Genomic DNA, 21,287 nt, shown 5'->3' with positions numbered 1-21,287 from the left:
CGCTACGTCAGGCCTGATAGGCCAGCCGCCGGCCGAAGCGGCGGACGGCCTCGTTGAACGCCTCGCGCTTCTGCCAGAGGCGCTGGCGCCAAGCCGGGCCCTTGGGCGGGCGCCGGTAGAAGGCGCACAGCGCGCCGTCGAGGAAGTCCTCGGCGGTGATCACCGGCTCGGCCGGTGCCTGCTCGCCCGGAAGCAGCGTGCTGCGATAGCATTCGGCGGCGAGTATGCGCATCGCACGGTACTTCTCGCGTGCGCTCGGCGCCGGTTCGGCCGCAGCCGCGCGCAGCCGCCGCGCGGCGGCCTTGCTCGCCTCCGCACGGCGCGGATCGAGCGTGCCGGCGACGATGTTCTGGATGTGGCAATCGCGGTGCACGCTGCCGATCAGGGCGACCGCGTCGGGATCGGTTACGCCGCCGAAACGGAAGCTCACCGACATCGCGGCATCGACATAGCCGACGTGATGCCACCAGAACGCCGGCATCAGGATGGTCTCGCCGGCCTCGACCACGACCTCGATGCCGCCGGCATAGGCGATCAGCGCCGCACGCTCGGCATCGTCCATCGCGTTGACCGCGACGGTCGAGAAGATGTCGATGGGAAACAGCTTGAAGCCGGATTTCGGCGGAAACAGCACGATGCGCTTGCGGCCGAACACCTGATGCAGCAGGACGTCGCGGCCGTCCCAGTCGGTGTGGAGATCGGAGGCGTTGCCGGCATTGGCGACGAACATCAGCGAATGCGCCTCGCTCGCGCTGCGCTGCGCGAGCGGATTGCCGTAGCCGCCATGCACTTTCTCGATTCCGACCGCACCGAGATTGCAATCGTCCAGGATTCTCTCGGGCGTCGGCTGCTCGCTGGTGAGCGCGCGCGTCGTGGGCTCGCGCTCGATCAGATCGAGATAGTCGCGCAGCAGGCCCGGCTTCTTGTCGATTGCGATCGGGGCGCTGCTGCCCTGCACGAAGTTGCGGATGTTGGCGAGATGCGCATCGATGTAGTTGACGCCGATCATGACCTGGAGGTCGCCGAGCGCCTCGCGCACCTTCTGCGCGTCGGTCAGCTCGCCGAGCAATTGTCCCTTGAACAGGCCGGAGATGACCGCCGGCTGGCGGCGCTCGAGCAATTCGTCCCGGCGTGCGGGCAGATCGGCGGCATCATAGGTCGCGATCACCGGCTGATCATGGCGAGATGACGTCATTGCAGTCGCTCCAGTTCCTGACGCAGCAACAGCTCGGCCTCTTCCTCGGACAGATCGTCGATCTCGGCCGTCGCGACCGGTTGAGGCATGGCAGGTGCGGACTGTGCAGCGGGATCCACAAACAGGCCGCCGAGATGGTCGAGCAGCGCCTCGATGGTCGGATAGTCGAACAGCAGGGTGGCATGCAGCGGCGCCCCCAGCCGCTCGCCGAGATCTTCGCGCAGCTCCAGGGCGGCAAGAGAATCCAGGCCGAGATCGAACAGCCGCGTCCGCGGCGCGATCGTATCGGCATCGGCCAGTCCAAGAACATGGCCGAGCAGCTCGCGCAGATGCCGCTCGATCGCGGCGCGGCTGCGGTCGGTGGCATGGCGCCCCGCAACGGAGATCATCGCTGATGTCGGGGACGCAGCCTTGATTGGTGCTCTGCCGGATGCGGCCGCGGTATCGCCGGTCAGCACGCGGCGGCTGGCGGCGCGGAACACGAAGCCGCTGGCTTCGAGCAGCGGCGTGTCGCCCATCATCAATTGCACGTTCGCCGCCGGAGAATTTCCCTGAGCGTTCGGACCGTCTTCGCGCCAGGCGACGCATGCAAGCGATGCCTCGATGCGGTGTGGCCAGAGGCGGAGCTGGTCGATGCGGAAGGGCAGACGCGCGATGTCGGTGTCGCGGCGGTCCCAGAAGCGGCTGAGCAGTTGGAACGAGCTGTCCAGCAGCCCGGGATGAATGATGGCATCCGTGACATCGACCAGATGCGCGGGACGCCGCAGCTCGGCTGTCAGCTCGCGGCCATCGCAGTGGATCGCATCGGCCCATTGAAACGACGGTCCGAGGTCGAAGCCCTGTGCCACGAGGTCGTCGTAGAATGCTCTACCATCGAGCGCGCCGGATCGAGCTGGCGCGCCGCCGTGCCGCTCCCAATCGCGGGGAGCGCTGAGAGGCAGATCGGCGCGACCGGTGACGTGGGTGGTCCAGGCCTCGTCGTCGAACGGATCGGAATCGGCGCGCCGGCTGATGAGGCGGATGCGATGGCCGCCGGGCTCCGGCGTCAGCACGAGCTGCATGACGATGCCGTGCGGCGGCAGGTGCGCGGCCTGCACCAGCGTCACGTCGCGCAGGGTCAGCGGGCCGGCCGCGGACAACGTCCGCAGGCCGGTGAAGATCATGGCGAGATGCCAGGCGGCGGGCACGATGACCTCGCCGAACACGCGGTGCTCGATGAGGAACGGATCACGTCCGGCGAGCTCGGTTTCGAACCGCGCCTCGCCGTGCGACTGCGGCAGCGCGAGCCTGCGGCCGATCACCCGCGTGTTGTTCGGTGCCGGCGTGGCCGCCGCGGCGGCCGGCGCCAGGCGGATCGGCCGCCGGTTGAACGGCGTATTGGGCAGCGGCACGCGCGGCGCCGGAGGCTGGCTGGCTGCGACATCGGCCGCCGATCCGTCGACGGCGAGCGCGGCCAGCGAATGGCGCATCTGCCAGGCATCAGCGGCGCCGGGCGCAACGCTCGGCAGCCACAAGATGTCCGCATCGGGCAGGGTCTGGCGGCCGAGTCCGATCAGGGCCGGCTGCGGGCCGATCTCGATGACGGCCGTGACGTCGCGCTCCGCGAGCTGCCGCAGGCTGTCCTCGAAACGCACGCGCTCGCGCGTGTGTCGGCACCAGCGCTCGGGATCAGCGATGTCGTCGGCGTTCACGGCGGCGCCGGTGAGATTGCTGATCAGCTCGACGGTCGGCGTCATGAACCGGACCTCCGCCACCGCTTGCCGCAGCGCCGGCAGGATCGGCTCCATCGCCTGCGAATGGAAGGCGTGGGAGACGTCGAGGCGTTGCGCGGCCAAGCCGTCGCGGCCGCAGCGCGCGATGACATCGTCGATCGCCCGCGCCGGCCCCGCGATGGTCACGCTGCGCGGCGCATTCGTCGCCGTGATCTCGACCTCGCCGCCATAGCGCTGCACCAGCGCGCCGAGCCGCCCGGCATCGGCGCGCACCGCCGCCATGGCGCCGCCCTCGGGCAGCGACTGCATCAGGGCCGCGCGCCGGCACACCAGGCGCAAGCCGTCTTCAGGGCTGAAGGCGCCGGCGACGCAGGCCGCAGTATACTCGCCCAGGCTATGGCCGAGCACGACATCCGGCGCCACGCCCCAGGCGCGCCACAGCTCGGCCAATGCAAGTCCGAATGCGAACAGCGCCGGCTGTGCCCAGCCGGTGCGCCGCAGTTGTGCGGGGTCGACGTCGCCGAGCAGGAGATCACGCAGCGGCACGTCGAACTCGCGCGCGGCCAGCGCGATCGAGCGCTCGATGCTGTCGCGGAACACCGGCTCGGAGCCGTGCAGCGCGCGCGCCATCGCCGGGCGCTGCGCGCCCTGGCCGGTGAAGAGGAATGCGACCGCGCGTCCGCTGCGGCGGCTGGCCTCGCCGATCAGCAGCGCCGGATGCCGACTGCCCGAGACGGCTGCATCGAGCGCGGCTCGCGCCTGGTCAGGCTGATCAGTGACGATGGCGAGCCGGTGCCGCAATGGCGTCCTGTGCCGAAGCATACTCGAACAAATGCCGGCGAATTCATTCTGGTTGACGCCCTGGAGCCGGTCGCGCATCGTACCGGCCAGCAGCGTCAGCCCTTGCGGTCCTTGCGCCGACAACAGCAGCGTCGACGCGTGCGCAACTGAGACGGGCTCCGCTTCCGACCTGGGATCTGAACGCTCCACGACGACATGCGCATTGGTGCCGCTCATGCCGAATGAGCTGATGCCGGCAAAGCGCAACTCGGCGCGCGCGTCCTCGAGACGCGATGGCAGCGTGAATGGCAGGGCGCGCCAGGGAATGTCGGGGTTCGGCGTGCCGACACCCGGCTGCGGCGGCAGCTGCTGATGCTTCAGGATCAGCAGCGTCTTCACGACCCCGGCAAGGCCGGCCGCGGCTTCGAGATGGCCGATGCTGCTCTTGACCGATCCGAGCGGAAGCTCCGTCGTGCGCTGCGGCGTGTTGAACACGGCGGCGAGCGACTCAAGCTCGATCGGGTCGCCTAGCCGCGTGCCGGTGCCGTGGGTCTCGACATAGCCGACCGCCTCCGGTGGTACACCCGCCGCCGTCAGGGCGTCACGGATGACCTGCTCCTGCGCGATTGCGTTGGGCACAGTGAGCCCGCTGGCCGGTCCGTCGTGATTGACCGCGGCGCCGCGCACCACGCCGAGCACGTTGTCTGCGGCAGCGTCCTCCAGCCGGCGCAGCACGAGCACGACGCAGCCCTCGCCGCGGCCGAAGCCGTCGGCGTCGGCAGAGAACACCTTGCTGCGGCCATCCGGCGCGAGCACGCCGGTGCGCGACAGGAACAGCGTGACCTGGGGCGTCAGATGCAGATGCACACCGGCGACCAGTGCGAGGTCGCACTCGCGGTTCTCCAGGCTCTGGCAGGCCAGATGCAGCGCCACCAGCGAGGAGGAGCAGGCGGTGTCGAGCGACAGGCTCGGTCCGTTCAGCCCGAGCTCGTGCGACAGCCGTCCCGACGCGAAGCAGAGCAGGGCGCCCGTGCCGGAATAGGGACCGATGCACGCGGGATCGGCGCCGTAGAGCTCGCGCGGTCCATATTGCGGCTGGCCGATGCCGACGAACACGCCGGTGCGGCTGCCCCGCAGCGTGCCGATGGGCACGCCGGCATTCTCGATCGCCTCCCATGCGACCTCCAGCAGCAGCCGCTGCTGCGGGTCCAGCGAGGCCGCCTCACGCGGATTGATGTTGAAGAATTCTGGATCGAAGCCGTCGACATCGTCGAGAAAGGCGCCGCGCCGCACATAGGTGCGGCCGGGCGCGCGGCGATCGGGATCGAACAGAGCGTCATTGTCCCAGCGGCCCGCCGGCAGCTCGCCGATGGCATTGCGGCCGGAGCGGAGCAGATCCCAATAGGTGTCGAGGTCGGCAATGCCTCCCGGCAGGCGGCAGCCGGCGCCGATGATGGCAATGGGGGCGCGTCGTCGCGTCATGCCCGCACTCCGGTCCGCTCTGACGGCCGATCGAACAGCTCGGCGTCGAGGAAGGTTGCGAGCTGGTCCACGGAGCCGTGCCTGAACAGCGTGGTCTGCTCGATGCGGTGGCCAAGGCTGGCGCGGATGCGGTTGCGCAGGTCCAGCGTGGCGAGCGAGTCCATGCCGAGCGCGAAGAAGCCGCGCGTGCGATCGATCTCGGCAGCACCGGCGAAGCCGAGCACCGCGGCGACCAGGCCGGCAAGATGGTCGGCGAGCGCAGCACGGCGGCGGCGTGCGGGCAGGCGCGCAAGCTCCATCCGCAACCGATCGTCCGCCGAAGGCTCCGGCCGGACCACGCGCAACGGCACGGCGCCGGCCGTCGCGGCCGCCTTGGGCTGCGGCGCCACGAACGCATCGACCAGGGCAGGCGGCGCGCCTGCGCAGGCGCTGGCGAACTGCGCCCAGTCGACGTCCAGCACCGCGGCCTGCGGCAGATCGGTCCTGATGAGTTCGCCGAGCGCCGCGAGACAGATTTCACCCGGCATCTCGCGCAAGCCCTGCCGGGTCCACTCACGCCGCGTCGCCCGCTCGCCGGCGCCGACCATGCCGAGGCCGGACCACGGTCCCCAGTTGATGCTGAGGGCCGGCAGTCCCGCCGCGCGCCGATGCTGGGCGAGCGCATCGAGTCCGGCATTGGCGGCGACATAGCCGGCGAGGCCGGGAGCGCCCAGCAGCCCGAACGCCGAGGAGAACAGCACGAAATGATCGAGCGGCTGGCTGCGGGTCAGCTCGTGCAGATGCCAGGCGCCGTCGAGCTTGGGCGCAAGCACCGCGCCGATGCGATCCCAGCTCTGGGTCTCGATCACGCCGTCATCATGGCTGCCGGCGGTGTGGAAGACGCCGCCGAGCGGCGGCATTTCGCGGCTGCATGCATCGAGCAATGCGGCGACCTCGTCACGCCGGCCGAGGTCGGTCGAGCGCAGCATCACCGTGACGTTCTGCGCCCGCAGCTCATCGGCAAGGGCGCGCGCTGCCGCCTCGGCCGAGCGGCTCGCGATCACGATGTGGGTGGCGCCGCTGGTGGCGAGCCAGCGGGCGAGTGCGGTGCCGAGCGCGCCGCCGCCGGCGATCAGCTGGGTTCGCCCGGTAAGATCCAGTGGCCTCGTCGCGGCCGTTGCGCCGGACGCGCGGAGCCGCGGCACGCGCGCGCGGCCGTTGCGCCATGCCATCAGCCATTCCGCCGGCGCGCTGTCACTGAGGTCGCCGATCAGCCAGTCGGCAAAGGCGGCGTCGCTCAGGGCCGAGGCGTCGATGTCGACCAGCCGCATGCCGAGCCAGGTCTGCTCACGGCCGAGCACGAGAGGGAGGCCCTGCAAAGCGGCGAGCGCGACGTCGACCCGGTCCTCTGCGCTGGCCGCCATGGCGCTTCGGCTGAGCGAGAACAGCCGCCTCGGCGGTCGCGCGAGCCGGGTCAGCCGCTGCAACAATGCGAGCAGGCGTGGTCCCATCGTCGTCAGCCGCTCGGCCGGCGTGCTTTCGGCCGTGAATTCGGCGGACGACGCCCGCATATCGATCACGGCCTCGACGCCGTCGTCGAGATGGCGGAAGCCGTCGACATCGTCGGTCGCGACGATGCAGCGGACGCCGCGGCGGCCGAGCGATGTCGCGAGCAGTAGAGCCTGCGCGGCGTGATTGGCCAGCAGCAGCCACGGCCGTACCATCGACGCGGCGGGGCGCGGCGGGAGCTTGCGCTGCGGCGCGTCGATCCATTCGACCACGTGCAAGTTGCGTGTGAGGGTCTCGGCCGGACGCGCCGAGACGGCACGGACGAAGGTCAGGCCGCTGATGCGCAGCACCGGTGCGCCATCGGCCGTGGAGGCATCGATGTCCACCACGGCGGCCCTGCCGTCGGCCGTGACGCTGCGCAGCCGCGCGTGCGACCAGGCGATGGTCCCTATGTCCCCGAGCAGGTCGATGCGCTCGCATCCGGCCGGAATGCCGCAAGGGATGGCAACCGGCAGCGCGGCCTGTGCGACCAGCAGCGCCGCGTCCAGCCGTATCGCACCGGCGAGCGCTGGCGGCACGTCGGCGGCGCCGATCTGCCCGAGCGCCTCGCCTCGGCCGGTCGTAAGAGCCGCGAGACTCGCGATCGAGATGCCCGGCTCGCAGCCTTGGGCACGCAGCCATTCGGCGAGTCGATCGATCGTGTCGTCTGTTAGTTCATGCCGGAGCGCGTCGAGCTCTGCCGTCGCCGTGCCAAGCCCGTCCACGACGACGTCGCCGATCTCGGCTTCGGCATGAACCGTCCAGCTCGCTGCAGCGTTACGGCTTGCGATCCGCACGCGGCTCGTCCCGGCGCCCTGCGGCAGCAGCACGGTCTGCACGTCGACGCCGTGATCCGGCAGATGCAGCGGCCGATGAAAGACCAGCGACGACAGGCGCAGCGGCGCGAGGCTGATCGGGCAGGCTCCGCCGGGGCCGCTGCCATGCGCCTCGATCATCATCGCGAGCATCGCCGCCGCCGACAGCGTCGCGCTCTCGCCGATGCGGTGCGTCTCCAGGGCCGGCCACCGGCCGCCGCCGAGCCTGGTGGCATGAACCGCTCCGTCCAGCGCGAGCGGGATCATCGGACCGATCAGGGTGGCCGGATCGGGTGTCGGCACTTCGACGCGTGGGGATGATTGCGGTTCTGCGTCCGAGCTCGGGTCGATCCAGTAGCGCTTGCGCTCGAACGGCGTGGTCGGCAGTGCGACGCGCCGCGGCGGCCGGCAATCGAGGCTGCGCCAATTGATCTCAGCGCCCCGCACAAACAGCTCGCCTGCCGCCCGCGACAGGGTCTGCCACGCGGACTCCGTCGGCACCAGGCTCGGCAGCAGCGCGACCGCATTGTCGGCAAGGCAATCGCGGGCGACACCGGTGAGCACCGGCCGCGGCCCGATCTCGATGAACACATTGGCGCCGAGCGCAGCGGCCGTCGCGATGCCGTCGCGGAAGCGGACCGGCTGGCGCACATGGCGCACCCAGTACAAGGGGTCCATCAGCTCGTCATCGATCGATCGTCCGGTGACGTTGGAGACGATGCTGATCCGCGGCCGCCGCGGATGCAGCTTGCGGCAGGTGTCGCCGAACGGCGCCAGCATGCCGTCCATCAGCGGCGAGTGACCCGCGCGCGAGACATGCAGCCGGTGGACCTCGATGCCCCCGCGGGCGAAATCGGCGAGCGCGGCTTCGACCGCGGCCGGCGCGCCCGAGATCACGCAATTCTGCGGGCCGTTGTAGGCCGCGATCACGACCTCCTGGCCGGCCACGCGGCGCTCGACGAAGGCGGCGTCGGCCAACACGACGCCCATTGCGCCCTCAGGCGTCGCCTGCATCAGCCGTCCGCGCATCGCGACGAGCTCGACGGCCTCGGCAAGGTCGAGCGCCCCGGCGATGCACGCCGCCGTCACTTCGCCGAGGCTGTGACCCATCACCACGGCCGGCGTGATGCCGGCGTCGATCCACAGCCGCGCGAGGGCATATTCGAGCGCGAACAGCGCGGGCTGCGCGTAGCGCATCTGCGCGATCACGTCCGGCTCGCCGGGGGCGGGGTTCATGATCTCCAGCAGCGGCCTGTCGAGGAACGGCGCAAACAGCTCAGCGCATTCGTGCAATGCGGCAGCAAAACCCGGATGGGTGCCGGCGAGCTCCTCGGCCATCCCCGGATATTGCGAGCCCTGTCCGGTGAACAGGAAGGCGACGACGGGCGCCTTGCCGGCCGTGCCCGCCATCACGTCGGAATACGGCTCTCCCGCGAGATGGCTGCTCAGCTCGCGTTGCCAGTCGCCCGGGCCACTGCCGACGATCGCGAGCCGATGCGGCTGCGCGCTGCGGCCGGCGGCCGCAGTCGCGGCGATGTCGCCCGGCGCCTGCGTGCCGCCGACGGATGCGAAATGATCGAGGTAGCGGCGCGCGAGCTCGTGCAGCGCCGCGGGCGAGCGCGCCGAGAGGACGAGCAGATGGTGCTGCCGCGGATCGTCGGGACGGTCGTCCGGCCGCGGCGCTTCGGCGAGGACGACGTGCGCGTTGGTGCCGGAGAAGCCGAACGAGCTCACGGCGGCGCGGCGGCGCCGGCCGTCGCGCCGCTCCCAGGCTTGCAGTTGGATTGGAATGCTGGCCGGGATCGCTGAGAGATCGAGCAGCGGGTTGATGGCGCCGAGATGCAGTTGCGGCGGGATCGCGCCGTGACGAAGCGCAAGCACCGCCTTCATCAGTCCGGCGAGGCCCGCGGCCGCCTCGGTGTGGCCGATATTGCTCTTCACCGAGCCGATCAGCAGCGGATGCTCGCGGCCGCCATGCACGGCGGCCAGCGCGTTGAACTCGATGGGGTCGCCGAGCGGCGTGCCGGTGCCATGCGCTTCGACATAGTCGATGTCGGACGCGGCGATGCCGGCATCGTCGAGCGCGCGGCGGATGACAGCCTGCTGCGCCAGGCCGTTCGGCGCGGTGAGGCCGTTGCTCGGGCCGTCATTGTTGACGGCGCTGCCTTCGATCACAGCGAGCACGGGGTTGCCATCGACCAGCGCGTCGTCGAGCCGCTTGAGCGCGAGCACGGCGCAGCCCTCGCTGCGCACATAGCCGTTGGCCTCGGCGGAAAACGGCTTGCAGCGTCCGTCGGGTGCCAGCATGCTGGCCTGCGAGAAGGCGATGCTGAGCTCGGGGCCGAGGATCAGGTTGACGGCGCCTGCCAGTGCCATCCGGCAATCGCCGGCGTGCAGCGCCTTGACCGCGAGATGCACGGCAACGAGGCCGGCAGAGCAGGCGGTGTCGACCGACAGCGCCGCGCCCTGCAGCCCCAGCGTATAGGCGATGCGCCCGGAGGCGATCGATCCAGCGTTGCCGGTGCCGTAGTGGCCGTCGAGCCGTCCGGCGGCGCCGGCGATGCGCTCATAGTCGTGTCCGAACAGGCCGATCAGGACCTGCGTGTCCGAACCGGCGAGGGCGGTGGGATCGATGCCGCCATGCTCCAGCGCCTCCCAGCTGCATTCGAGCAGCAGGCGCTGCTGCGGATCCATCGCCGCCGCCTCGCGCGGCGACAGCCCGAAGAATCCGGGATCGAACTGATCGACATCGGCGATGAACCCACCGCGCCTCGTCGTGATGCGTCCGGGACCGCCGGCGGGATTGCAGAGAACGTCCGCATTCCAGCGCGTCGCCGGGACATCGGTGATGCCATCGCGGCCTTCGCTGAGCAGCGTCCATAACTCCTCCGGGCTGGTCACGTTGCCCGGGAAGCGGCACGCCATCCCGATGATCGCCACCGGCGCCGCGGTCTGGCCTGTCTGCTGTTGGCGAGCGGTCGATGATGAGGCGCTGCCGCGCGGGGCGGCCGCACGTTTCGGCGCAGAGGGTGGCGCGATCAGGCCGTTGACGATCTGCTCCGGCGTCGGATGACGGAAGAAGAAGGTGGCATCGATCGCGGTGCCGAGCGCGCGGTTCAGCCCGGCCCTCAGGCTGTGCAGGTCGAGCGAGTCCAGCCCCATCGCATGCAAGGTGCGTCCAGGCGCGAAATCTTTCGCGCGCGCCGGCCCCAGCACATCGCGCAAGGTAGCGGCGACGATCTCGGGCAGATCGCGCGCGCTGACGATGGGCTGGCCGGCGCTGCTCGTGGTGATCGCATCCAGGCGGTCTGCGTCGTATTCGATCAGCACGCCGGCCTCGCCGCCTGCGGCGTAGCCGGGGAAGGCGCCGGGCAGCACGTCGACGATGCGAGCGCCGCGTGCGGCATGGAAACGCAGAATCGCGTCGACCGGCAGCCCGTTGGCATCGCGGCGGGCGACATAGGCGGCGATGATGTCGTCGTCAGAGGCCGCGAAGTCCCGGCACAGCGTCACGCCGACGATCGTCGTCGCGCCGGCGGCGCGGGCGAGCCGCAGCGCCAACTGCACCAGCGCCTCGCCGAGGCCGGTCTGGGCGTGATCAGGATCGACGCAGACTCCGAGCAGTTGCGCAACCATGCCGTCGGGCGCGTGCAGCGTCTCGAACTGTTCCGCGGGCAGATCGCGCAACGCCCGCGCATCTGCGATCCGCTGCGTGTAGATCGCACCGATGATGCGCTCCTGCCGCAGCACCACGATATGATCGCCAGAAGCCTGGTGGATGCGCCGTAGGAGGCGTTCCGGCCGGCTGCGCAGCGGCTCCGGCCAGCAGGCCGTATCCAGTGCGACAAGGCCGGCGAGATCGGTTTCGCGGGCCGCGCGAACCACGATGCCCGACTGATCCGCCCCGGTGTCGATGGCGAACCAGGCCCGCGCCTCATCGTAGGTTGGGCTCGGTGCGGGAATGCGCTGCTCGGCCACGGCGCGCTGCAGGCGTTGGAGGATCGGCGCCTCGAGCGTCACATGCGACAGTGGTGAGGAACGATGCTCGGTCATGACTGATCCACCCGCCGGGCCACGCGCTCCGCATGAAGGCCGCGCATCAGACCATCATGATCGCAATCGAGCTCGATCAGCTCGAACTCTCCGCCGATCAGTTCGCGCCAGCCCGCAGGCGCAGCCGGATTGCCGCGCACGCGCGCGTGGAAGAAGGTGGCGTGTCCCATGGTGGGCGTGGGCTGATAGGTGCCGAGCAGCTTTCCGCAGCGGACATAAGCCTCGACGATCTCCTCCACCTGGGCGGCGGTGATGTCCGGCGGAAACTCGCCGCTGCGGCTCAGCACCGCGGCGGCTCTCGCATAGTCGAGCGTCGCGTCGTCGGAGGCCTCGCCCGTGAGGTCGGCGATGATCTCTGCCTTGCTGACCTCCCATCCGCCCGCGGGCTTGACCGGCGCGTCGAGCAGCAGCAGCGACGCCACCGTCTCTCCCTCCGCCGCGAGCTGGCGGGCGATTTCGAAGGCGGCCACGCCACCGAAGGACCAGCCCATGAGATGATAGGGGCCGTGCGGCTGAACGCTGCGGATCTCCCGGAGATAGCTCTGCGCCTGCTCGACGAGGCTCGCCGGCCCCGCGTTGCGGCCGGTGACATCCTGCAGTCCATAGACCGGGCGTGGCACCGACAGGCGCGAGACGATGTCGAGATAGCAGAACACCGTTCCGGTCGCCGGATGGATGCAGAACAGCGGCGGCGCGGCGCCGTTGCCGCGCAGTGTCACCAGTGCCTTCGCCGGTTGCGCCGGGACCGTGCCGCGCAACAGCCGCGCCATGCCTTCGATGGTCGGGTCGGCGGCAATGTCGCCGGCTCGCAGCTTGAGGCCGAACTCATTGCGGCAGCGCGCGATCAGTTGGATCAGGATCAGCGAGTCGCCGCCCAGCTCGAAGAAGTTCGCGGTGACGTCGATCGACGGCGTCTGCAGCAGCTCCTGCCAGATCGCCTGCAGCCGGAATTCGACGGCGTCGCGGGGCGCGATGGTGCGACCATCAAATGAGGCATCCGGTCCGTGCATCGTCGCCAGCGCACGCCGGTCGATCTTCCCGGCCGGGCTGAGCGGCAGGCTGTCGAGCCGGATGAACTGTGCCGGCAGCATGTAGGACGGCAGGTGCTCGGCGAGATGGCGGCGAAGTTCGGACGGTGCGGCATCCGCACCGCTTTTCGCTGACCACCAGCACACCAGACGCTGATCGCCGCGGCTGGCCTCGAGACCGACGGCCGCGGCCTCCACCGTCGCGTGCCGGCGCAACACCGCCTCGATCTCGCCCGGCTCGATGCGGAAGCCGCGCAGCTTGATCTGAGCGTCGCTGCGGCCGAGGAATTCGAGGGTGCCGTCGGGAAGCCAGCGAGCGCGGTCGCCGGTCCGATACAGCCGCTCGCCCGGTCGGCCGAACGGGTCGGCGATGAAGCGTTCGGCGGTCAGGCCCGGTCGATCGAGATAGCCGCGCGCAAGGCCGCGGCCGGCGACGTAGAGTTCGCCCGCGGCACCGATCGGCAGCGGAGTGAGCCTGTCGTCGAGCACGTGGCAGCGCAGGCCGAGGATCGGGCGGCCGATCGGCGGCGTGCGGTCGCCGGCAAGCGGAGCGCTGAGCGAGGCGCACACTGTCGTTTCGGTCGGGCCGTAGCCGTTGATGAAGGTCCGGCCGGGAGCCCACAGCCGTGCCGTCTCGGCCGGGCAGGCCTCGCCGGCAACCACCAGCACGCGGCAACCGTCGAGATCGCGCGGTGCCATTACGCCGAGCGCGCTCTGCGGCAGGGTGGCGTGGCTGACGCCGTGCCGCCGGGCGAAGTCGACGAGAGCGTCACCCGGCAACAGGTCATCGGGCGTGCCAACGACGAGTGCGGCGCCGCTGCCGAGCGCCATGCAGATCTCCCACACCGAGGCATCGAAATTGGGCGACGCGAATTGCAGCACGCGATCGCCGGGCCCTGCGCCAAACGCGGCACGCTGGGCCCGAACCAGATTCCCGGCGCCGCGATGCGGGACCATGACGCCCTTCGGCCGCCCGGTCGAGCCGGACGTGTAGATCACGTAGGCAAGGTCGTCGGCCGAGATCGCGGGCCGCGGCTGGCGCGGCTTATTGCCGGTCGCAGCAGGCACGTCCTGTTCGTCGATGCCGATGCGGCGGACTGCCGGAGGGAGCCAGGCCGCCGCGCCATCGGTCAGCACGCGCTGCACGCGGCTGTCAGTGATGATGAAGCCGAGGCGGTCGGGCGGATAGGACGGATCCAGCGGCACGTAAGCGAGCCCGGCCTTGAGAGCTGCCAGCGCGGCGGTCACGAAGCCGGCCCGGCGTTCGCAGGCGATGCCGATGAACTCACCCGGGCGCGCGCCGTCATCGCGCAGCCGGCCGGCCAGGCGATCGGCGGCGTCGTGCAGCTCACGATAGGTCAGGTGGCCGAAATCGCCGATCAGCGCCGGCTCGTCGGCATGGTCCCGGGCGGTTTCGTCGAGCAGCTCGGTCAGCGTCTCCTCGGCAAGGACCACCGGCGTGGTCGCGTTCCAGGCAGCGATCTGCTGCAGATCCCTGGCGTCGGCACCGAGCAGGCGATGCAGCGGCAGATCGCGGTCCGCCGCGGCCAGGCGCTCGATGACGGCGATGAAGTCGTCGGCCAGTCGCGCGATATCCTCCGCCGCGAACCGGCCGGCGTCGTAGCTGAACGCGAGCTCATAGGAGTCGCCCGGCATGACGGCGACAGCCAGGGGATAATGCGTATGCTGTTCCACGGGCAGCGCGCGAATGGAGAGATCGTCGAGCATCCCGTCCATCGACGTGGCCGGCTGGTTCTCGAACACCATCAGGGTCTCGAACAGCTCGCCCTCCGCGCGCTCGGTCCAGCGCATGATGTCGCCGAGGCCAGCATATGCGTAGCTCATCCGTTCCGCCTGCTCGGCATGAAGCCGCGCCAGCCACTCGCCGGCGCTCGCCTGCTCCGTGAGCCTGATCCGCGCCGGGACCGTGTTGATCAGCAGCCCCGCCATCCGCGCGATGCCCTCCACTTCCGGCGGGCGCAAGGCGATCGTGGTCCCGAACACCAGATCCTCGGACGAGCACAGGCGCGACAGCATCATCGCCCAGGCGCCCTGGAGCAGCGTGTTGGCGCTGACATGGTGCCGCCGTGCCGCATGGCGCAACGCGGTCGACCTGTCCTCGCCGAGCATCCGCTTCAAGGCGCGCTGGCCGCCGCCTCGGGCCGGCGTCGGCAGCGAGATGCGCGCCATCGTCGTCGCGCTGGCAAGGTGCTGGCGCCAGAAGCTTGCGCTCTCCTCGCGATCCCGTTGGGCGAGCCAATGGACGAACGCGGCAAACGGCGCGCGCGGCGGCAGCGCCTCGATACGGCCGGCGGCAAGGGCCGCGCGCGCAACGAACAGGTCTTCGAGCACGAGCGACAATGACCAGCCATCGAGCAGCACGTGATGATTGCTGATCACCAGGGCGTGGCGATCCGGCGCGAGGCGCAGCAGCATCAGCCGCAGCAGCGGCGTGCCGTCGAACCGGAACGGCGTCGTCATGTCATGCGCCAGGAGATCGCGCAGCGTCTGCTCGGGATCGTCGTCAGTGCTGAGATCGCGCGTCTGCCATGGTGCCTCGGCATCGGGCCTGATAACCATGACGTAGCGGCCGTCACGCTCGCCGATCGTCGTCCGCAGCACGGCATGGCGGGCCACGACCGCCTTCCAGGCGGCGTGGAGGACCGCTTCATCGAGGCTGCCCGTGATGATCATCGCGGTCTGCATGCGATAGGCGCCGGCCGTGTCGTCATCGAGGCTGTGGCGCAGCAGGCCGAGCTGCAACGGTGTGAGCTGCAGCTCTTCCGTCTCTGGCCACGAAATATCCGGCGTGCGGACCGCCGGCGCCGCTGCGGCCTGATGTTGCACATGGGCCGCCAGGCGCGCGACCGTCGGCCGCCGGAAGATGTCGCGCGCACTGAAGACGAGGCCGGCCTGGCGCGCGCGCATCACCACCTGGATGGCGAGGATGGAATCGCCGCCGAGCGCAAAGAAATCCTCGTCGATGCCGATGTGATCCTGATCGAGGACTGACGCCCAGATCTCCGCGAGGCGTTTCTCGGTGACGGTGTCCGGCGCACGGCGCGCGCGCTCGGCCGCTTCCGCTTCGGACCAGGGCAGCGCGGCGCGGTCGACCTTGCCGCTGCGGCTGCGCGGCAGCGCCGGCAGATTGATGATGCGCGACGGCACCATGTAGTCCGGCAGGAACGAGGTGAGATGGCCGCGCAACGCGTCGAGCGAAGGGCAGTCGCCGTGTCGCGGCACCACATAGGCGACGAGCTGCGGATTGCCGCGGGCTTCGCGCACCATCACGCAGGCGTCGGCGATCTCCGGATGACGCTGCAACGCGTGCTCGATCTCGCCGGGCTCGATCCGAAGGCCGCGGATCTTGATCTGGTGATCGACGCGGCCGAAGCATTCGAGCACGCCATCGTCGCGCCAGCGGCCGCGGTCGCCGGTGCGATAGAGCCGCGCGCCGGGCGGGCCGCCGGGATCGGCGATGAAGCGTTCGGCCGTGAGACCGGGCCGGTTGCAATAGCCGCGCGCGAGCCCGACGCCGCCGATGTAGATCTCGCCTTCGACGCCGGCCGGGACGTCCGCCAGCCAGTCGTCGAGGATGCGGATGACGGTGTTGGCGATCGGTTTGCCGATCGGCGGCCGTCCGATGTCGTCGGCCGAGAACCGCATCATGGTCGAATAGATCGTGGTCTCGGTCGGCCCATAGTAGTTGTGCACGCTGGCGGCGCGGCAGGCGGCGAGACGGTGCAGTGTCGCCTCGGTCAGCGCTTCGCCGGCGCTCACGATCCTGAGCCCGGCGAGCGCGCCGGGCACCGCGGTGGTCAGCATGTTCCACACCGTCGGCGTCGCCTGCATCGTGGTGACGCGGGCCGCTCTGATCAGCGCCGCCAGCCGGTCCGGAGCGGTGGCCTCGTCCTCGGCCGCCAGCACGACGCAGCCGCCGGCGACCAGCGGCAGCAGCAATTCCACGATCGAGATGTCGAACGCCGCCGTCGTGGTGGCGGCGAAACGATCGTCGGGCGTCAGCTCGAGCTCCGACTGTACGGCCGCCAGCAGGTTGCCCAAGCCGCGATAGGTGACGGTCACGCCCTTGGGCCTGCCGGTCGTGCCGGATGTGTAGAGCAGGTAGGCGGCCTGGAGCGGATGCGCCGCGCGTAAGGCGGGCGCGGCAGCCGCAGCGCCGAGATCGATCGCGAGGACCGGCACGGGAGCTGGCAGATCCGCCGACGCGTCGGCAGTGATGGCAAGCGCGGGCCGGGCGTCATCCAGCATGTAGCCGATGCGATCGCGCGGCAGAGATGGATCGATCGGCAGGTAGGCCGCACCGATCCGCAGCACCGCGAGGATCGCGATCAGCAGCGCGGGGGAGCGCGGCAGATGCAGCGCGACGAGATCGTCGGCGCCGACGCCGCGCGCCGCAAGCTGGCCGGCGAGCCGGCCGGACATCGCATCCAGCCGCGCATAGTCGAACGTCTCGTTGCGCCAGATCAGGCCGGGCGCGGACGGCGCGACGCGGGTCTGCCGCAGGAAGCCATCCAGGACGTGTCCCGCCGGCTCCGGCTGCGCGGTCATATTCCAGGCCGCAATCCGCGGATCGCGGCTCGCGTGGGCTCCCAGCACGCGGCCGATCGGCATGTCGCCATCGTCAGCGAGAGCCATGAGCAGCCGGCGCAGCTCCGCAATCAGCTCGGTCGCGGACGCGCCGTCGAACAGACCGGGCCGGACGTGAAGCCGCAGCGTCAGCCGCGGTCCGGGCAGCACCGCCAGGCTCAGCGGATAGTGGTTGGCGTCGCGGCCCTGCACCCGGGTGATGCGCAACGCTTCGGCATTGTCGATGGCATCGGCTGAGACCGGATAGTTCTCGAACGCCAGCAGCGTGTCGAACAGCGCGTCGGTGCCGAGCATCTGCTGGATCTCGCCGAGGCTGAGATGCTGATGGGCGATCAGCGCCGCCTGGCGATCCTGCATCTCGCTGAGAAACGCCTTGATCGTGCGCGCGGGCGACACGCGCGCGCGCAAGGGGACGGTGTTGGCAAGCAGGCCGACGATCTGGTCGGCGCCGTCGAGCGCGGCGTCACGCCCTGCGACGGTGATGCCGAACACGACGTCGTCGCGATGGGTGCGCGCCGCGAGCCACAGCGCCCAGGCGCCTTGCATCAGCGTGGCCAGCGTGATCCCGAGCGAACGCGCCGCCGCGACCAGCCGCTGGGTCTCGTGCTCATCGAGCGCGACGTCGGTCTGCCTCGCGGTGGTCTGGCCCGGCAGGTTCGGCGCGACCAGCAGCGGTCCGCTCCAGCCGTCGAAGGCCGCGTGCCAGGCTGTCAGCGCCGCGGCGCGATCCTGACGGTCGAGCCAGTCGAGATAGCGGCTGAACGGCACCGCCGGCGGCAGCTCGGCTTTCCCGTGATAGAGCTGCATCAGCTCGCGCAGCACGATCGGCATCGACCAGCCGTCGATCAAAATGTGATGCAGCGTCAGGATCAGGACGTTGGTCGTGCCGGCGCTGACCAGGCTGCTGCGCAGCAATGGCGGAGCCGCCAGGTCAAAGCGGCGCGTCAGGTCGTCGCGGCGGACGTGATCGAGAGTCGGCTGCAAGTCCCTATCAGCGTCGACCGTCAGCTGGCGCCAGGGCAGATCGACCGTGGACGCGACGCTCTGGATGAAGCCGCTGCTGTCGTCGGCGCGGAACGCCGCGCGCAGATTGTCGTGCCGCGCGATCAGCGCGGCGATCGCGCCGCGCAGCCGGTCGCGATCGAGCTCACCTGCAAACTCCACTTCGAGCTGGACGACATAGACGTCGGCACGGACGGGATCGGACAGGTTCTCGTAGAGCAGGCCGCGCTGCAATGGCGACAGCCGGAGCTGACGGACCGACGGCTTTGCGGCCGGATGCGGCGCGGCCGGCGTCAGTTCGGCAAGGCGCTCGAGCAGGGCGAACCAGCGCGTCGCGAGCACCTGCACGACGTCGTCATCGACGAGGCTTCGGTCGCTGGACCAGGTGGCGCTGAGGCGGGCGTCGGCGCCCTGGCCGATCACCACCGTGTTCAATTCGATCGCATGGGCCGGACGCAGCTCGGCCTGCTCGACGAGGTCGCCGGGCAGTGCCGTCGGGATGATGCTCCAATCCGCAACATGATCGGTCGAGAAACGGCCGAGATAGTTGAAGCCCGCCTGCGGCGTCGGCAGGCCGGCGAGCGTCCGCGCCGCGTCCTCGTCCAGGTAGCGCAGCAGGCCGAAGCCGAGCCCGTCGTCAGGGACGTCGGCGAGACCGGACTGCACGGCGTGCAGCGCGCCGAGCAGGCGTTCGGCGTCGCCGGCGGTGGTCGTGGAATCTCCGGCGGGAAGGTCGAAGCGAACGGGATAGAGGCTCGTGAACCAGCCCACGGTGCGCGACAGGTCGATGGCAGGGTCGAATTCGTTGCGGCCGTGGCCTTCGAGGTCGATCACGATGGTCTGCGCTGCCGCATCGCCATCGGCGAGCGTCGTGACGAAAGCCGCAAGCAGGATGTCGAGCACCCGCGCGCCGAGCCGTCGCGGCGCCTCGCTCATCACGCGCGCAGTCACCGCTGCCGGCAAGGTCAGCGTCAGATGCTTGACGCTGTTCGCAACGGGCTGGCGGGGCGGCGTCAGCCGCAGGGGAGCGGCGCTTGCCGCCAATGTTCGCTGCCAATGCGGCAGCTCTGCCTGCACGGAGGAATGTCGCGACCGCGCTTGAAGCAGCCGCGACCACTGCCCGAAGCTGGTGCCGAGCGCAGGCAACCGAGCCGGCTGGCCGGCCGTCGTAGCGTGCCACGACGCTGCGAGCTCCTCGATCAGGATCCGCCACGACACGCCGTCGACGGCGAGATGATGCAGTACGAGCAGCAGCGCGTCGTTATCAGCTACGCTGGCCGTGAATTGAACCGCCTGCAGCATCACGCCGCCTGCGGGATCGAGACGCGCCTCGGCAGCGCCGATCTCCTGGCTGATCCGCTGCGCGCGCTGCTCCGGCGTCAACGCGGCGACATCGATCTGGCGCAGCCGGCGCCGCGCCAGCGCTGTGTCGGAGGGCGCGATGTGCAGCGACGGCCTGCCATCGATCGGATCGAATGCGAGGCGGGACCGCAGCATGGCATGGCGCGACAACGTGGCATCGAGCAGGGCGATCAGTTGCTGCGACGTCAGGCCGCGCGGCAGCCGCACGGTCATGCTCTGGCTGAAGCGGTCGACATTCCTGCCGCGCTCGAGCAGCCAGCGCATGATCGGCGTCAGCGGAATGGGGCCGCCGTCCGCGCGATCGTCGGCGGTGACCTGCTGGGCCGCGGTTGCAACGCTCGCGAGCTTCGCGATCGTGCCCTGCTGGAACACGTCGCGCGGCGTGATCACGAGCCCGGCGCGTCGCGCGCGCGTCACCATCTGGATGCTGGTGATGGAATCGCCGCCGAGCGCGAAGAAATTGTCGTCGATGCCGATCGTGTCGTGGCCGAGCAGCTCGGCCCAGATCGCGGCGAGCACCTGCTCAGACGGTGAGCGCGGCGCGCGGTGGGGTGCCTCGGACGCAGCAGCGAGATCGGGCTCAGGCAGCGCCTTGCGGTCGAGCTTGCCGTTCGGGGTGAGCGGCAGCGCATCGAGGCTGACGAACAACGCCGGCACCATGTAGTCCGGCAACAGGCTGCCGAGATGGCTGCGCAACTCTGTGACGGACGGCGCAACGCCGTCGCGTCCGACCACATAGGCGACGAGGCGCCGCCCGTGCGGATGCTCCTGCGGCACCACCGCGGCAGCGGCGACGCCGTCGTGCCGTCGCAGCGCCGTCTCGATCTCGCCGGGCTCGATGCGGAAGCCGCGGATCTTCACCTGTTGGTCGGCGCGACCCAGGAACTCCAACGTGCCGTCGGCCTGCCTGCGCGCGCGATCGCCGGTGCGGTACAGCCGGGTGCCCGGCGGTCCGAACGGATCGGCGATGAAGCGCTCCGCCGTCAGATCCGGACGGTTGAGATAGCCCTGCGCAAGCCCCGCGCCGGCGACATACACCTCGCCTGCAACCCCGATCGGTACCTCGTTGAGCTGGGCGTCGAGCAGGTGAATGCGCGCGTTCTCGATCGGTGCGCCCATCGGCGGCGGCGCGTCGCCCGACAACGGCGCGCTGATGCTGGCGCAGACCGAGACTTCGGTCGGCCCGTACGCGTTCAGCATCCGGCGATGCGGCGACCACAGCGCGACGAGGTCGCCGGGGCAGGCTTCGCCGGCGACGACGAGGACGCGGCAGCCGGCGAGATCGTCCGGCTCCATCACGCGGAGCGCTGTCGGCGGCAGCGTCGCATGGGTCACCGCGCAGGATTGGACGAGCTTCGCCAGGGACGGTCCGGGGCGCAGCGTGTCGGCGTCGCCGGTGACGATCGCGGCGCCCTTCGAGAGCGCCGTGGCGATCTCGGAGACCGACGCGTCGAAGCTCGGCGAGGCGAACTGCAGGACGCGGTCGCCGGCTCCGATCTCGAACGCGACCGTCTGGGCATGGACGAGATTGACGAGGCCGCGCTGCGGGATGGCGACGCCCTTGGGCCGGCCGGTGGAGCCGGAGGTGAAGATGACGTAAGCGAGGTCGTCGGGCAGCGGACGACGCCGCGGCCACGCCGGCGGTTGTTGCAGCAGCGCGGGATCGTCGAGCCGGAGCTGCGCGAGATCGTCGGGCAATGCGGCGGTGCTGCCGTCGGTCAGC

General features: G+C 70.3%; 4 protein-coding genes. All 4 read right to left on the bottom strand.

The features are described from left to right. Positions 1-7 precede the first annotated feature (7 nt). Genes QX128_RS27560 through QX128_RS27545 form a run of 4 tightly spaced genes read right to left on the bottom strand, consistent with a single transcriptional unit; the run spans position 8 to position 21,262 of the window. A complete protein-coding gene (locus QX128_RS27560; protein WP_316218617.1) occupies positions 8-1,195 on the bottom strand; it encodes a cupin-like domain-containing protein in 1,188 nt (395 codons plus the stop codon). Further along, positions 1,192-5,169, bottom strand: coding sequence for a type I polyketide synthase (locus QX128_RS27555; protein ID WP_316239055.1), 3,978 nt, complete (start codon positions 5,167-5,169; stop codon positions 1,192-1,194). The genes QX128_RS27560 and QX128_RS27555 overlap by 4 nt, the downstream gene beginning before the upstream one ends. Next, positions 5,166-11,564, bottom strand: coding sequence for an SDR family NAD(P)-dependent oxidoreductase (locus tag QX128_RS27550; protein ID WP_316239054.1), 6,399 nt, complete (start codon positions 11,562-11,564; stop codon positions 5,166-5,168). Before QX128_RS27550 ends, QX128_RS27555 begins: the two co-directional genes overlap by 4 nt. Beyond that, on the bottom strand, positions 11,561-21,262 hold the full coding sequence (locus QX128_RS27545) for a non-ribosomal peptide synthetase (RefSeq protein WP_316239053.1): 9,702 nt from the start codon (positions 21,260-21,262) through the stop codon (positions 11,561-11,563). The genes QX128_RS27550 and QX128_RS27545 overlap by 4 nt, the downstream gene beginning before the upstream one ends. Positions 21,263-21,287 lie beyond the last annotated feature (25 nt).

It is taken from the genome of Bradyrhizobium sp. SZCCHNR1015 (assembly GCF_032489875.1).
In the GTDB taxonomy this organism is placed as follows: domain Bacteria; phylum Pseudomonadota; class Alphaproteobacteria; order Rhizobiales; family Xanthobacteraceae; genus Bradyrhizobium.
The sequence above is the reverse complement of the archived record's forward strand: the minus strand, read 5'-3'. Positions and strand labels throughout refer to the sequence as shown.

Excerpts from the sequence above, each read along its gene's own strand:
- QX128_RS27560 (WP_316218617.1), bottom strand. The coding sequence starts at position 1,195 with ATGACGTCATCTCGCCATGATCAGCCGGTGATCGCGACCTATGATGCC.
- QX128_RS27555 (WP_316239055.1), bottom strand. The coding sequence starts at position 5,169 with ATGACGCGACGACGCGCCCCCATTGCCATCATCGGCGCCGGCTGCCGC.
- QX128_RS27550 (WP_316239054.1), bottom strand. The coding sequence starts at position 11,564 with ATGACCGAGCATCGTTCCTCACCACTGTCGCATGTGACGCTCGAGGCG.